Origin of the sequence: Salinibacterium sp. TMP30 (assembly GCF_038397785.1) — a bacterium.
Classification (GTDB): domain Bacteria; phylum Actinomycetota; class Actinomycetes; order Actinomycetales; family Microbacteriaceae; genus Rhodoglobus.
Genome location: NZ_CP151642.1, coordinates 2217005 through 2232407 on the forward strand (window position 1 = coordinate 2217005; position 15403 = coordinate 2232407).

The window sequence follows — 15403 nt, forward strand, 5'->3', positions numbered from 1 at the left end:
TGAACTACAGCGTGTTGTAGGGGGCGACGACAACATCGACCCGCTGGAACTCCTTCAGGTCGGAGTAGCCGGTTGTCGCCATCGATCGACGCAGTGCGCCGATGAGATTCGACTGACCGTTCGCGTGCGACGACGGTCCATTGAGAATTTCAGCGAGCGGCGCAAGCTGCCCAACCTCGACGCGATTGCCGCGGGGCAGCTCCGGGTGGTGAGCCTCTTGGCCCCAGTGCCAGCCGCCGCCGGGGGCTTCTGTTGCGCGAGCAAGGGTGCTGCCGAGCATGACAGCATCTGCTCCCACGGAGATTGCCTTCACAATGTCACCGCTCGTGCCGAGACCACCGTCAGCGATCACGTGAACGTAGCGGCCACCAGATTCGTCCATGTAGTCGCGGCGAGCGCCGGCGACGTCTGCGACAGCGGTTGCCATCGGGGCGTGGATGCCCAGGGCGGTGCGCGTGGTGCTTGCGGCGCCACCGCCAAAGCCGACGAGCACGCCTGCGGCACCGGTGCGCATGAGGTGCAGTGCAGCGGTGTAGGTTGCGGCTCCTCCGACGATCACGGGCACATCGAGTTCGTAGATGAACTCTTTGAGGTTGAGTGGTTCACTGGCTTTGGAGACATGCTCCGCGCTTACGGTGGTGCCACGGATGACGAAGAGGTCGACACCGGCATCAACGACGGTCTGGTGGAGTTCTTTCGTACGCTGCGGGCTGAGCGCTCCGGCGACGGGCACTCCGGCTTCGCGAATCTCGGCAAGGCGCTGAGTGACGAGCTCGGGTTTGATGGGCTCCGAGTACAACTGCTGCATGCGCGCGGTTGCCTGATCGGCGGGCAGGCTGCGGATCTCCGCGAGGACGGGCTCGGGGTGCTCGTAACGAGTCCAGAGACCTTCGAGGTCGAGCACGCCGAGTCCGCCGAGCTTTCCCATCGCGATTGCGGTCGCTGGCGAAACCACCGAGTCCATGGGTGCTGCGATGACGGGGATGTCAAAGGTGTAGGCGTCTATCGTCCAGCTCACTGACACGTCGCGTGGGTCTCGCGTGCGGCGCGAGGGCACGATCGCAATGTCATCAAAGGAATAGACGCGGCGAGCGCGCTTGGCTCGGCCAATCTCGAAATCATTCACTGCTCTAGCCTACCCGGCTGCGGATTGGGTGGTCTTGTCGGCGAGGGGTATGCAAGCGCATGGTGCGGCCTCGAAGCAACGGAATACTCTTGACAGCTACTAAACGATCGTTTAGTTTATTGAACATGCGTTCAATAAGTGATGATTCAACCACACGGGCTCGCATCCGCGATGCCGCGATCCTGCTCATCGGGCAGAAGGGTTTTGCCGCAACGAGCGCACGAGCTGTGGCACGTCACGCCGGTGTTAGCGCCGGCCTCGTCATCCACCACTTCGGCAGTATGCGCGAACTCAAGAAAACTTGCGATGACTTCATCATCACCGAGATCACCCGCCGCAAAACGGGAATAGGTGAGAGCGAAGTCACTGCCGCCCTGAAGGAGTGGTACTCAGACCTCGAAACCTACCAACCCTGGCTCGACTACCTGAGCCGTCTATTCACCGACGATTCCGAAGCCGGTGCCGAACTCTTCGATCGCATCGTCAGCCTGACAGCGGAGATCCTTGAGGATGGCGTAGCCAAACAGCAGGTGCACCCGAGCGCCGATTCTCATGCACGAGCTGTGCTCATTGTCACCCACAGTCTCGGCACCCTCATCCTGCAAAGCCACATCGCCCGCACCCTCGGTAGCGGGCACTTCAGCTTCGAAAGCCTCAGCCGCATGGGTAACGCAGCACTCGAGATCTATACCGAGGGTCTCTACGTCGACAGCAGCGTGCTCAACGCCACTCGCGAAGCGACCGACAACGCCCGCAACGACCGCAACGATCGCTCAGAGAAAGGATGAGGCCCCGACCTCCTCTCATGACCTACGCAATAGAAACCAGAGCGCTGACCAAGCGTTACGGCCGCCACACGGCACTCGACGGCATGGATCTCGCCGTCGAGACCGGCAGTGTCTTCGGCGTGATCGGCCCCAACGGGGCCGGCAAAACCACAGCAATGCGACTCCTCCTCGACATCATCCGGCCAACCTCAGGTCACGCCACCGTGCTGGGAGAATCCCCTCGAACCGGTGGCGCCGCACTGCGCCGCCGAATCGGCTTCCTTCCCGGTGAACTGCTGCTCGAAGGGCGAGTCACCGGCCGCGCACTACTAGCCCATTACGCAGACATCAGTGGCCTCGTGGTGAAAGGCCGCGTCGATGAACTTGCCGAACGACTCGGACTCGACCTCAGCCGTCACGTTCGTCAGCTCTCCAAAGGCAACAAGCAAAAGCTCGGACTCGTCCAAGCGTTCATGCACGAACCGCCGCTCCTCGTGCTCGACGAGCCGACAAGCGGACTCGACCCTCTCGTTCAACAAGTGTTCCTGGGCATGGTTCGCGAAGCCCAAAACAAGGGCCAAACCGTGTTCCTCAGTTCACACGTGCTCAGTGAAATTCAGAGCGCAGCCGACCAAGTCGCGGTCCTGCGCAACGGCAAAATAGTGAAAGTCGGTGACGTTGCAACACTGCGCACGAGTGCTGTGCGGCGCGTCGTCGTTGACTTCACGGATGTCGCAGCAGACCGCATCCGCACCGCTCTCGAAGCACTGCCACAACTCGCCGAGCTCAGGGTCGTCGATGGGGACATCGTTCAGGTCACCGGCACCGTGGAGGGACACATCGATGCTCTCGTCAAGGCGATCGCCCCGTTCCACGTTGTCGATCTCCGGGTTGAAGAACAGGATCTCGAATCGTCGGTAATCAACCTCTATTCCTCGGAGGCCCCCAATGAAAACTAACGCTCTGCCCCTACTACGCCGCAACCTTGCCGACACCTGGCGAGGCACCCTCGGCTGGACCATCGGATTCGTCGCGGCGGTCATGCTCTACGTCCCGCTGTACTCCTCGTTCTCAGGACCGGATGCCGGGTTCCAAGACGTCATCGATTCCTTGCCAGCAGGGTTCTCAACGACCCTCGGGTTCGACGACCTCTCCAGCGGTGGCGGCTACGTTCAGGCAACGTTCCTTGGCCTCATTGGGTTCGCGCTCATGACCATTGCGGCGACACTCTGGAGCTCGGCCGCGATCGCGGGCGACGAAGAATCGGGCTCCCTTGAGCTCACTCTCGCCCACGGTGTCTCACGTGTGCAGGTGATCATTGAGCGCAGCCTGGCTGTCATCCTGAGACTGACCTGGCTCGCCACAATTTCTGCGCTGCTCATTATTGCGCTGAATCAGTCTTCCGGGATCGATCTCGAACCTGCGAGTATTGTCGGCGGATGCCTGTCCCTGCTCGGGTTAGGTTTGCTGGCCGCGAGCTGTGGACTAGCTGTGGGCGCGATCACCGGCCGCCGCTCATATGCCAGTGCGGCGGCGGCGGGAATCGCATTGTTCGGGTACGTGCTCAACTCGCTGGGCAACCAAAGTCCCGACGTTGAGTGGCTGCACGCCATCTCGCCGTATCACTGGGCCTTTGGCAACTCCCCGCTGCTCGACGGTGCCGACTGGAGAGCCCTTGGCCTCATCTACGGTGTTGCGGCGGTCGTGCTCGTAATCGGCGGCATCGTGTTCAACCGCCGAGATGTGGCCGCTTAGCGGCGATAGTTCGGTGCCTCCACGACCATTTGGATGTCGTGGGGGTGCGATTCTTTCAGCCCGGCGGCGGTGATCCGCACAAACTTGCCCTTCACGTGCAGCTCATCAATTGTGCGAGCGCCCGTGTAGAACATTGACTGCCGGAGGCCGCCGAGCAGCTGGTACATCACGGTGGAGACAGGGCCGCGATAGGGAACCTGGCCTTCGATGCCTTCAGGGATCAGTTGATCGTCGGAAGGAACATCCGCCTGGAAGTAGCGGTCACGTGAATACGACGTCTTCTTTCCACGGGTCTGCATCGCACCGAGCGAACCCATTCCGCGGTAGCCCTTGAACTGCTTGCCGTTCAGGAAAATAAGATCGCCGGGGCTTTCGTCGGTTCCGGCGAGCAGTGAACCGAGCATCACGGTGTCTGCACCCGCCACAAGTGCCTTGGCGATATCGCCGGAGTACTGAAGGCCGCCGTCTGCAATAACGGGGATGTCTGCCGCACGAGCGGCAAGTGATGCCTCGTAGACGGCGGTCACCTGGGGGACTCCGACACCAGCGACGACGCGAGTGGTGCAAATCGAACCTGGTCCGACTCCGACCTTGACGGCGTCCACACCGGCGTCAATGAGCGCTTGCGCACCCGATCGGGTGGCGACGTTTCCGCCGATGATGTCGATCGCGTCGAACGAGGAATCCGCCTTGAGCCGTCGAACGATGTCGATTACGCCCGAAGAGTCACCATTGGCGGTGTCAACGACAATGACGTCGACGGCCGCATCGCGCAGCCGCTCAGCGCGTTCCCACGCATCGCCAAAGAATCCGATTGCTGCACCAACGCGGAGTCGGCCTTCGTCATCTTTCGTGGCGTTCGGGTACTGATCGGTCTTCTCAAAGTCTTTGACCGTAATAAGGCCTATGAGCTTGCCGTGCTCGTCAACAAGAGGCAGTTTCTCAATCTTGTGCTGGTTGAGGAGAGCGATTGCCCCCTCACGCTCAATCCCGACGGGCGCAGTAACGAGCGGCATTCTGGTCATCACATCGCGCACCAGGGTCGAGTCCATGTCTTGTGGCTCGATGAACCGCATATCGCGGTTGGTGACGATCCCGACGAGCGTTCCGTCGTCTTCGATAACCGGCACACCGGAAATTCGGAACTGGCCACAGAGTGCGTCAACCTCGGCCAAAGTGGCCCGTTGCGTAGTTGTTACCGGATTGGTAATCATGCCGGATTCACTGCGCTTGACCTTGTCGACGAAGGCCGCCTGATCGTCGATTGAGAGGTTGCGGTGCAGCACCCCGAGGCCACCATTTCGAGCCATCGCGATCGCCATTCGCGCTTCAGTGACGGTGTCCATCGCCGACGAAATAAGGGGCGAAGATAGCCGGATTCTGCGGGTTAGACGTGAACTGGTGTCAGCATCGCTCGGAATCACATCAGTGTGACCGGGCAAAAGCATCACATCGTCGTAGGTGAGTCCGACGACGCCGAAAGGGTCAGGCTGTTCCATGTTAAATCTTCCTTGCACCAGGAGCGTGAAACCGGCGATCTTGTGTTAAATCTGCGGCCAATCAATATTAACGGGTTTCGTGGTCGAACATTCCCCCGCATAATGGCTTCACCGCTTTGTACCCGACAAGCAGTTGTATGTCGGGCGCAATCGGCCGGTGTCGTCAATGCCGTCGACACATCAGAACCCGCGGGATTCTTGATTCCGGCTGGGTCCCTTTCTGGAGGTCCTGTGAACACAGCGGAATATCGCCGCACGCGACGGAAAAATAGACGAGGAGTGCTTGTAGCGCTCATCGTCGCCCTCTCCGCCGCTTTTTCTCTTATGTCTATGCCTGCGATGGCCGACGAAGTTAACGTCGATGAGTACGACAACAGCGTCATTGGCAACGTCAAGCTCGAAAGCGTGCCACTAGAAGGTGTACTTCTCACCATTTCTGGCGGCGGCTACGACGTTGAAGTGTCAACGGATGCTGACGGCCAATGGAAAGTCGGCGTACCCGACGGTGACGAGTTCAGCGTCACGCTCGACGAAACAACACTGCCCGACGGCATCGCAGTGATCGACGAGACCGGCACAGACGACACCCCCAACGTCAAAGAAGCGATGATCGGTCCCAGCGGATCGACAGTGGTGAACTTCTTCATCGGACGCGGTGAACGAAACGTTGTCAGCTTCTTCGACCAACTCGTCGAACGCCTCGTCAACGGCCTCAACTTCGGGCTCATGCTGGGACTTGCCGCTATCGGCATCTCCCTCGTCTACGGCACCACGGGGCTTTCCAACTTCGCTCACGCCGAAATGGTGACCTTTGGCGCGGTGATGGCGCTCATTGTGTCGGTCGACCTCGGCTGGCCGATCTTTCTTGCGATACCGATTGCTGTACTCCTCAGTGCCGGCTTCGGGTGGGCACTCGATGCCGGGTTGTGGAAACCGCTGCGCAAAAAAGGCGTGGGCATCGTTCAGCTCATGATCGTATCGATCGGTCTGTCTCTGGCGCTTCGCTACACCTTCCAGTACTTCCGCGGTGGAGGAACTGAACAGCTGCCTGGCTCCAACTCCCCCGACATCGCACTCTTCGGATCGGTGTCGCTCAGTCAAACCAACATGATCAGCATGGTTGTGAGCATCGTTGTTATCGTGATCTTCGCGTGGTGGCTTGTGAAGACCAAGATTGGTAAAGCAACTCGCGCAGTCTCCGACAACCCGTCGTTGGCGGCCGCATCCGGCATCGATGTCGACCAGGTTGTTCGGGTTGTTTGGATTCTGGCTGCCGCAATGGCCGGCCTCGCGGGTGTGCTGTGGGCCTACTTCCGCCCCGGCATTCGCTGGGACATGGGTGCTCAGATCCTGCTGCTCGTGTTCGCCGCGGTTACCCTGGGTGGCCTCGGAACCGCGTTCGGTGCCCTAGTTGGCTCGATCATCGTCGGAGTTCTCGTTGAGACGTCGAGCCTCTTCATTCCTTCCGACTTGAAGTATGTGGGTGCGCTCGTCGTACTCATCGTCATCTTGTTGTTCAGACCGCAGGGCATCCTCGGTCGCAAAGAGAGAATAGGTTAGGGGCCGCTCATGGATATACTGCAAATTCTCTCCAACACCGCGTCATCGCTGATTGCACCCGCAACGATCGGATACGCCCTCGCGGCGCTCGGACTTGCGTTGCACTTCGGTTTCACCGGTTTGCTCAACATGGGTATTGCCGCCTTCATGGCAATCGGCGCCTATGGCTATGCGATCTCAATCCTCACCTTCGGTTTTCCATGGTGGGGCGGCATGCTCGTCGGTGTCGGTGGCTCGCTCATCTTCGCGCTCATCCTCGGTATTCCTACTCTGCGACTACGCGGTGACTACTTGGCAATCGTGACGATCGCGGCCGCTGAGGTTGTGCGCCTCTTGTTCCTGACGACAACGTTCGACAAGTACACCGGCTCTGCCGATGGACTGAGCGGTTACCACGACAGCTTCCGCGCGTTCAACCCAATCCCCGATGGCACCTACGGCTTCGGTCCTTGGGTGTACAACGAGAACGGATGGTGGGTTCGCATCTTCGGCATCACCATTCTCGCAATTGCGATGCTCATCCTGTGGTCTGTCATGCGCAGTCCCTGGGGTCGCGTCATCAAGGGAATCCGTGAAGACGAGGATGCCGTTCGTGCCCTCGGTAAAAACGTGTTCTCGTACAAGTTGCAGTCGCTCATGCTCGGTGGTGTATTCGGTGCCCTTGGAGGAATCGTCTATGCGCTTCCCGCCTCGGTGAACCCCGGGGTGTACGTGACGTCGCTGACGTTCTTCGTGTACACCGCGCTGCTTCTCGGTGGTGCCGCGACAATCTTCGGGCCCGTCATCGGTTCGGTTATTTTCTGGGGCGTTCAAGTGTTGCTGAGCAACCTGCTTCCCGCCCTAGTGAACATCGGTGTACTGCCGTTCATGACTACGACACAGTCGCAGACTGTGCGTTTCATCCTCGTAGGTGTGGCGCTGATGTTGCTCGTGATCTATCGACCACAGGGCATCCTCGGCAATAAGAAGGAGCTGACCTTTGTCAAATAAAGACACACCGGCTGCGCCGGTGCAACGCGCAAAGACGACGGGGCTCCACAAGGGCGATATCGCCCCCGGAGTTGCCAAGGTCGACCCGATCATCATCGCTGACGGAGTTCGTCGCACGTTCGGTGGTCTCACCGCGGTTAACGTTGACCACATTGAGATCCCGCGCAACGCAATCACCGCTCTGATTGGTCCGAACGGTGCCGGCAAGACGACCCTGTTCAACCTTCTGACCGGATTCGACAAACCAGACGAAGGCAAGTGGACGTTCGATGGCCACGCACTTGCGGGAATGGGCGCGCACAAAGTGGCCAGACTCGGTCAAGTGCGCACGTTCCAGCTGACCAAGGCTCTCGGGCTGTTGACCGTTCTTGAGAACATGAAGCTCGGCGCACAGGATCAGATTGGGGAGAACATTTTCCGCGGCATGATCCCGAGGCTCTGGCGCAAGCAAGAGGCCGAGATCGAGGCACGTGCCGAGGTTCTGCTCAAGAAGTTCAAGCTCGATGCCAAATCGTCTGACTTCGCTGCCAGCCTCTCTGGCGGACAGCGCAAGCTGCTCGAAATGGCGCGAGCACTCATGAGCGAGCCAACGCTCGTCATGCTCGATGAGCCGATGGCAGGCGTCAACCCTGCGCTCACAGAGTCGCTGCTCGACCACATCCTCGACTTGAAGGAAGAGGGCATGACGGTGCTGTTCGTCGAGCACGACATGCACATGGTTCGCCACATCGCCGACTGGGTAATTGTGATGGCCGAAGGTGAAGTGGTTGCCGAAGGTCCGCCCGACGAAGTAATGAACAACCAGGCCGTGATCGACGCCTACCTTGGCTCGCACCAAGATGTGGACCTTGGTGTTGTCACCGGCCGCATCGAGGGCGAACTGAACACTGGCGCTATCGATTTAGCCGCCGAGGTCAAAGAACTCGACGCCAATATCGCTAAGCGCAAGGAGCCCCGCAAGTGAACGCAATTCCCACCGAAAATGCGGTTGTCCATGTCAAGGACCTCACCGCAGGCTACCTTCCCGGAGTCAACATTCTGAATGACTGCAACCTGGTCGCAAACCCGGGTGAGCTCATCGGAATCATCGGGCCCAACGGTGCGGGCAAGTCCACACTGCTCAAGGCAATCTTTGGCCAAGTGCAGGTGCGCGGCGGTTCGATCACGCTAAACGGCGATGACATCACGGGGCTCAAAGCCAACAAGCTCGTCGCGCGCGGTGTTGGCTTTGTTCCTCAGAACAACAACGTGTTCCCGAGCCTGACGATCGAAGAGAACCTGCAGATGGGGCTCTACCAGAACCCCAAAATCTATGATGAGCGCCTCGACTTCGTTGTCGGCATTTTCAGCGAGCTCAAGGCGCGACTCAAGCAGCGCGCCGGATCGTTATCGGGCGGCGAACGTCAAATGGTTGCGATGTCTCGCGCACTCATGATGGACCCGCAAGTGCTGTTGCTCGACGAACCTTCCGCTGGGTTGTCTCCGGTCAAGCAGGACGAAGCATTCATTCGTGTCTCGGAGATCAACAAGGCTGGCGTGACCACGATCATGGTTGAGCAGAACGCGCGACGCTGCCTGCAGATCTGTGACCGCGGCTACGTGCTCGATCAGGGTAAGGATGCCTACGAAGGCACTGGACGCGAGCTCCTGAACGACCCCAAGGTCATCGGGCTATACCTCGGCACGCTCGGTACCTAGTCAATCGCCTACACGTGCCCCGCTCGGATTCGTCTGGCGGGGCATTTGTAGATTAACGGGCCGTTAGGCGCTGGGGAATCGGTCGGGTGATGGAGCAGCTCACGTCGATCGAATCGCGTTGGCTACCCACGCCCGGCGGAAGTCCGGCGTCGCTCCGGTGCTGCGTGCCACTGTGAGCGCCCTAAGCGTCTCTCATGGATGTCAGGCCTCACTAGCGCCACCATCGACCGCTGAGGCGGGCACCTGACGCTGTTTCAGGTTTTGCCACACGGTCCAGTATTCCGTGAAACACCCTCAGCACCCGGCAACGGGTCGTAGGCGCACGAAAAAGGCCCCAACCTCGACGGGTTAGGGCCTTTCTCTTAGCGAGTCTTAGCTATTTCTAGCCCTTGTACGCGCTGTAGGTGTTGTCGTCACCGTACTGGTAGATTCCGATCTGCGCCTCGGTGGGGTCACCGAGTTCGTTGAAGGTAATCGGGCCAGAGATGCCGTCGTAGTCAGCTACGCCGCCACCGTTGATGATGTCTGCACAGTCGGCGAAGGTGGTGCACTTCTCACCGTTGCCCGAACCACCCGATACTTCTTGCAGCTTCTCTGCGATCGCTGCGGGATCGGTTGAACCGGCCGCGAGCGATGCGAGAGCGAGCAAGACTACCGAGTCGAAGGACTCTGCTGCGTAGCTGAACTCTTCGAGCTCAGGCTGTCCAGAACCAACATAGAAGTCGTTGAGTGCGGTCGTGAAGTCCGCAATCGTGTCTACGCTGAGGCCGGGCAGGGTTCCCTTGGCGCCCGCGAGGGTTCCGGGAGCGAACTCGTCACCGAAGTTGGCAAGGTTGCCATCGACGAAGTAGAGCTTGTCTGCCGGGAAGCTGCTGACAATGCTCGGAAGCATGGTCGAAACTTCTTCGAAGGTGATCAGTGCGATCGCGTCAGGGTCAGAAGCAAGAACTTCAGAGATCTGAGCGTCGAACGTGGTGTCACCGGTGTTGTAAGTGGGCTGTGAAACAACTTCACCACCGGCTGCTTCGAACGCTTCCTGGGTGAACTTGGCAAGGCCGGTTCCGTAGGAGTCGTTGAGAACGATCATGCCGAGAGTTTCGTTACCGTCAGCAGCGATCAGGTTTCCCAGAACTTCACCCTGGAGCACGTCGGAAGGAGCAGTACGGAAGTACAGTCCCTTGTCGTCGTAGTCCGTGAAGGCAGCCGAGGTGTTTGCCGGCGAGAACTGGATTACTCCAGCGCCAACAACCTGGTCGATGAACTGAAGCGAAACACCCGAGGATGCTGCACCAAGAATTGCGGAAACATCTTCGTTGAGCAGACGAGGAATCTCAGTCTCGTATGCCTTGTTGTCGGTGTCTCCGGAGTCACCCTGGATCAGCTCGATCTGGATGCCTGCATCGGCTTCGTTGATCTGCGATGCGGCGTACTCAGTGCCTGCGATCTCGGGCGGGCCGAGGAATGCGAGGTTACCGGTTACGGGCAGCGCTGTTCCCAACTTCAGTGAGAGCGGGCCACCACCGTCGCCAGAGGGAGTGTCCCCTCCATCAGTTGCACAGCCTGCCAGTACCAGTGCACTTGCACCGAGAATTGCGAGACCGCTCAACAGTGTCCGCTTGGACCGTGTTGGGGAGGCCGTAGCCTTCGCGAATACGCTCATGTTGCTCCTTGCGTTTCGAATGTGTTCAGGAATCAGATGTGGCACTGCTTTGTCGCCACACTGTCAAGCTATGCCCACCCGGGACGTCCGCACAATACGTCAGTACTACAGCCTTGTAACACTCTTAGGAATCGTTACCATACCTAGACTCTTTAGAAACGCAGATGCTACTCAGTTAATACGGGTGTACACGTTGTCGCTACCGTACTGGTAAATACCGATGATGGCGCCTTGAGGATCGCCATTGTCGCTGAGGGTTATCGCGCCCGAAACACCGTCGTAATCTACCGTGCCGCCCGCAAGGATGATCTTGGCTGCATCCGCAAAAGTGGTTGCGACTTCGCCATCGCCTGCACCACCAGAGACTTCTTGGAGCTTGCTTGCGATCGCTTCGCCCGTGATCTTCTGCGAGGCGAGCGCAGCGAGGCTCGCCAAGATTACAGCGTCATAGCTTTCTGCGGCGTAGCTGAAGTCTTTGAGGCCCGGGTTGATTTCCAGAAGTCGATCGGTAAAGTCTGAAATCGTCGAGACATCGAGGCCTGGATGTGTGACGATTGACCCGGTTAAAGCCCCCGCCGCAAATCCCGACCCGCGTTCACCCAACGACAAGCCACTGAAGAACAACTGATCGCCCGAGTATCCAGCGGCAATGAAAGCTTGGGCAATCTTCTCTGCCTGAGTGGTGCCGAGAATGGCAACGGCATCCGGCTTCGCAGCAATCGCGTCAGCGATCTGGTCATCAATGCCCGTCGCCTTCTCGTTGATACTCTCCTCAACGATGACTTCGCCACCGCCTCGTTGGAAAGTCTCGCCCACTGCGCGAGGAAGAAGCGGGCCGCACAGTACGTCCTCCGAAAGAATCGCAATTGAGCCGTCGCCCCGGTCGGCCATCTCAGCTCCCAGTGCGGATCCTTCGAGCGCGCACGACGGCGACGTGCGCCAATACAGCATGCTGTCGTCATAGTCTGAAAAGTCGGGCGAATCGTTTGCCGGTGAAATTTCGACAACACCGGCGCCCGTGATCTTGTCGACCACTTTCTTCGAAACGCCGTTTGAAAGGCCACCAATAATTACAGTGGTTCTGGCGGCAAGCAACTCTGCTACAGCGTCCTCTGCTGTAGTGCCGGTGGAGTCCCCAGAGTCACGCGTCTCCACGTTAACCGTGAGGTTGGCTTTGGCATCGTTGACGTCCTGGGCTGCGAGCGCGATGGCTGCAGAGACGGCCGGGCCAAACTTTTCGAGTGAACCTGATTCGGGCACGAGTGCCCCAATTGTGAGGGTCAAGTCTTTGGGGGCGGGCGCTACTTTGGGGGTCTCCTCTGCCGAGCATCCGCTCAACACAAGAACCGCAGCGAGCACACCCGCAACTACCGTGAACCCACGACGGGTTCGCAGCGAAACGCGTGATCCAACGGGTATGGATGTCATCGCAGTCGCTCCTATCTACTGCTCAAAACAGAAAGCAGCATTTTTACGGTAGTGGCCAAACCGCAAAACACGAACTCAGTGAGAACAACTCGTCGCTCAAACAGTGCCCCCAGTCCGGGCAGCACCCCTCTTAGCCGAAGATGGCACCACTGTTAAACACGAACTTGTTTTCGCCGTCGTAGGTGTAGTAGCCCCAATATCCGGGCTCAATGTCGCCATCAGGGGTGAAGTTCACGGGCCCAGAAACACCGTCGTAATCGATGTCGTTGCTGGTCTTCAGGACATCAATACATTCAGCGAAACTCAGGCATTTCACGCCACCCTTGGAGACGTCGTAGAGCAACCCCGCAATCGCCTCCCCCGCATCATCCTTCGCAACGATCGCAGCAAGCGCGGCCAGCATCGTGGCGTCATAGGCCTCCATCGCGTAGCGATAGCTGGTCAATTTCGCGTTAGAGGCCTTGAGAGTCTTGATAAAGGTCTTCGACGGTTGCGCGCCCTCGATCACGCCACGTACACCCTTCAGCGTGCCGTTCTTGAATGACTGCGAATAGTCACCAGTGTTGAGCGAGGTGAGCCACAACTTCGACCCCTTGTAGCCCGCCGCCACGATCTTGCCGATCGCCGCCTTTGTCGCCGTGACCGAGTCATACGTTGATCCAACAACTACGACATCGGGTTGAGCCTTCTTGACGTTCGCGATCATCGAATCAAAGTTCGTCGTTGAACTAGCGAAGACCTCATCAGCGACAAGCTCAGTGTCGTACTCAGCGAGCGCCGCAACGAAGGTGTCGTGAAGCGCGGTGCCCTGAGCGTCAGCGACGTAAACGTAGGCGATGCGTTTCTTCGTCGCCCCACCCGCTAGTGCTTCCGCCAGTGCGTAGCCCTGCTGATCGTAGGCAGGGATTGTGCGGAAAAAATAGCCATCATCAAAAACGTCGGCGAGTGTCGAGAAGGTTGCTGCGGGAGATATGACGGGAATCTTGGCGTCAATTGCCAGCGGGATGGCCCGCTGAGCGAGAACTGACGACGACGGCCCGATCACCACATCGACCTTCTTTGACACCAACGCGGTGAACGACTTCTCGAGCGTGGTGGTTTTTGCTTCGCCAGAATCAACCGCGACAACGACTACCGGCTCGCCGTTCACACCACCAGAAGCATTGATCTCTTTAATCGCTGCAGCAACCCCAGCCGTTTGAGCAGCAGCGAGGAAGGAAAATGCTCCGCTCGTCGGAAAAATGGTGCCAACGCGCAGCACTCCATCACCGGACGGATCCACCGTGGGAGTAGGACTTGGCGACACTGCGGAAGGAGAAGAAGCTGTCACTGTCGGGCCAGGCGAAGTGCACGCCGCAAGAACGACGACAACTGATGCTGCACCGACCAGACGGAGAGTCGCGCTAAACCTCGTCATGATTTGCCTCTCTCGGCACGGCGATCTTCGGGCGACCACGTACCTCCACAGGAATACTACGGTGCGCCGGGCGCTTCAGCGGGTGAACCAAGCCGGGTGCGAGAAGAGTGGCGGAACAGATCAAACGTGAGGATAGCCAGCGCCACCCACACAATGGCAAACCCCAACCAGCGCTCTGGAGGCATCGCCTCGTGAAAAATGAAGACACCAACGACCAACTGTAAGATCGGCGCCAAATACTGCGCAAGGCCCATATATGTGAGCGGTAGACGACGAGCAGCGGCGGCAAACAAGATCAGCGGAATCGCGGTAATCGCCCCCAAACACAGAGTCAACACCGTGTGACCGGTGCCAACTGTTCCCACCGTGAGAGTGCCATTAGCGCTCAACATGAGCAGAACAACAATCGCGATGGGCGTCAAAAAAGCTGTCTCGACGGCCAAGCCACCGAGGGCATCCGCTTTCCGCCCGACGCTCTTCTTGACGAGTCCATACAGGCCAAAACTGAAGGCGAGCCCCAGAGCGATCCACGGAAAACTGCCGTAACCGATGGCAAGCACAAGAACGGCAAGCGCACTGATACCGAGGGCAAGCCACTGCAGAGGACGCAGGCGCTCACGCAAAATAAGCACGCCAAGCAACACCGTGACGATCGGGTTAGTGAAGTAGCCAAGCGCCGCTTCAACAATGTGGCCGTTGACGCTCGCATACACGTAGATCAGCCAGTTGACGACAACAAGCGCGCCCGCGAGGCCGAGGCTCCAGAAAGTTCTGCGATCGCGGATGATCGCCAGCACCCGCGCGTAGCCTCGAGTAACGAGCAGAAGCGCCGCACAGAACACGAGCGACAAGACGATGCGCCAGGCTACGATCTCGATCGCGCCAGACTCCTTGAGCGAAAAGAACACGATAGGCATCGCGCCCCACAAAACGTAGGCGGACACCGCAAAACCGAGGCCGCTAGGTGATACGCGGTCAGTCGCGTGAGAAGTCGTGGACACCTCTAAAGCTTAGGGCTGCGGCGCTGCCTGACACGACATCCACAAATCACAAAAGCCCAAGGCGCGAGCCTCGGGCTTTCATGATGCCGAACAGCGAGGTTCGGCGAGGATTTAGGTATTCGCGTTAGCGAACGACCACAGCGAGCACGTCGCGAGCCGACAGCACGAGCAGGTCGTCTCCGCCGTACTTCACTTCGGTTCCGCCATACTTGGAATAGATGACCTTGTCGCCTACTGCGATATCGAGCGGCACGCGGTTTCCGTTGTCGTCGATGCGACCGGGACCTACGGCGACTACTTCGCCCTCCTGGGGCTTCTCTTTCGCAGTGTCAGGAATGACGAGCCCAGACGCGGTGGTCTGTTCTGCATCGACCTGCTTGATAACAATGCGATCCTCGAGCGGCTTGATAGACACCGACACGTTTGACCTCTTTCTAAAAGTTCTTGGGTTGGCACACTCCGTGTGAGAGTGCCAGATCAACTATACGGCTTGGTTGGCACT

Annotated in this window: 14 protein-coding genes; 7 read left to right on the plus strand and 7 right to left on the minus strand. The window is 58.9% G+C overall.

Annotated features, from left to right (window positions below):
* Positions 1–4 precede the first annotated feature (4 nt).
* Entirely contained in the window at positions 5–1126 is a 1122-nt protein-coding gene (locus AADH44_RS10775) for a GuaB3 family IMP dehydrogenase-related protein (protein ID WP_341952805.1), read from the minus strand.
* A 125-nt stretch (positions 1127–1251) separates the two neighbouring features.
* Between AADH44_RS10775 and AADH44_RS10780 the strand changes: the two genes are divergently transcribed.
* From AADH44_RS10780 to AADH44_RS10790, 3 genes are read left to right on the plus strand one after another with little or no spacing between them, the layout of a single operon-like run.
* A complete protein-coding gene (locus AADH44_RS10780; protein WP_341952806.1) occupies positions 1252–1914 on the plus strand; it encodes a TetR family transcriptional regulator in 663 nt (220 codons plus the stop codon).
* Positions 1915–1931: 17 nt separating this feature from the next.
* Positions 1932–2852: an ABC transporter ATP-binding protein gene (locus AADH44_RS10785; RefSeq protein WP_341952807.1), complete on the plus strand. Its 921-nt coding sequence runs from the start codon at positions 1932–1934 to the stop codon at positions 2850–2852.
* Positions 2842–3648 carry an ABC transporter permease subunit gene (locus AADH44_RS10790; protein ID WP_341952808.1) on the plus strand — a complete coding sequence of 269 codons (807 nt, stop codon included), beginning with the start codon at positions 2842–2844 and terminating at the stop codon, positions 3646–3648. The genes AADH44_RS10785 and AADH44_RS10790 overlap by 11 nt, the downstream gene beginning before the upstream one ends.
* Here AADH44_RS10790 and guaB read toward each other — a convergent pair.
* The gene (gene guaB, locus AADH44_RS10795; protein ID WP_341952809.1) at positions 3645–5147 is read right to left on the minus strand and encodes an IMP dehydrogenase; all 1503 of its coding nucleotides are present in this window, start codon (positions 5145–5147) and stop codon (positions 3645–3647) included. The genes AADH44_RS10790 and guaB overlap by 4 nt on opposite strands.
* A gap of 279 nt (positions 5148–5426) precedes the next feature.
* Here guaB and AADH44_RS10800 point away from each other — a divergent pair, with 279 nt between their 5' ends.
* From AADH44_RS10800 to AADH44_RS10815, 4 genes are read left to right on the plus strand one after another with little or no spacing between them, the layout of a single operon-like run.
* On the plus strand, positions 5427–6707 hold the full coding sequence (locus AADH44_RS10800) for a branched-chain amino acid ABC transporter permease (protein ID WP_341952810.1): 1281 nt from the start codon (positions 5427–5429) through the stop codon (positions 6705–6707).
* Positions 6708–6716: 9 nt separating this feature from the next.
* Entirely contained in the window at positions 6717–7697 is a 981-nt protein-coding gene (locus tag AADH44_RS10805) for a branched-chain amino acid ABC transporter permease (RefSeq protein WP_341952811.1), read from the plus strand.
* A gap of 58 nt (positions 7698–7755) precedes the next feature.
* On the plus strand, positions 7756–8661 hold the full coding sequence (locus tag AADH44_RS10810) for an ABC transporter ATP-binding protein (RefSeq protein ID WP_341954994.1): 906 nt from the start codon (positions 7756–7758) through the stop codon (positions 8659–8661).
* Entirely contained in the window at positions 8658–9395 is a 738-nt protein-coding gene (locus AADH44_RS10815; RefSeq protein ID WP_341952812.1) for an ABC transporter ATP-binding protein, read from the plus strand. Before AADH44_RS10810 ends, AADH44_RS10815 begins: the two co-directional genes overlap by 4 nt.
* A 382-nt stretch (positions 9396–9777) precedes the next feature.
* Here the strand turns inward: AADH44_RS10815 and AADH44_RS10820 are convergent, their stop codons facing one another.
* From AADH44_RS10820 to groES, 5 genes are all read right to left on the minus strand, one after another.
* On the minus strand, positions 9778–11055 hold the full coding sequence (locus AADH44_RS10820) for an ABC transporter substrate-binding protein (protein ID WP_341952813.1): 1278 nt from the start codon (positions 11053–11055) through the stop codon (positions 9778–9780).
* Positions 11056–11226: 171 nt separating this feature from the next.
* The gene (locus tag AADH44_RS10825; RefSeq protein WP_341952814.1) at positions 11227–12483 is read right to left on the minus strand and encodes an ABC transporter substrate-binding protein; all 1257 of its coding nucleotides are present in this window, start codon (positions 12481–12483) and stop codon (positions 11227–11229) included.
* Positions 12484–12613: 130 nt separating this feature from the next.
* On the minus strand, positions 12614–13900 hold the full coding sequence (locus AADH44_RS10830; RefSeq protein ID WP_341952815.1) for an ABC transporter substrate-binding protein: 1287 nt from the start codon (positions 13898–13900) through the stop codon (positions 12614–12616).
* A 56-nt stretch (positions 13901–13956) separates the two neighbouring features.
* A complete protein-coding gene (gene rarD, locus AADH44_RS10835; RefSeq protein WP_341952816.1) occupies positions 13957–14901 on the minus strand; it encodes an EamA family transporter RarD in 945 nt (314 codons plus the stop codon).
* Positions 14902–15025: 124 nt separating this feature from the next.
* On the minus strand, positions 15026–15322 hold the full coding sequence (groES, locus tag AADH44_RS10840) for a co-chaperone GroES (RefSeq protein WP_021809375.1): 297 nt from the start codon (positions 15320–15322) through the stop codon (positions 15026–15028).
* Positions 15323–15403 lie beyond the last annotated feature (81 nt).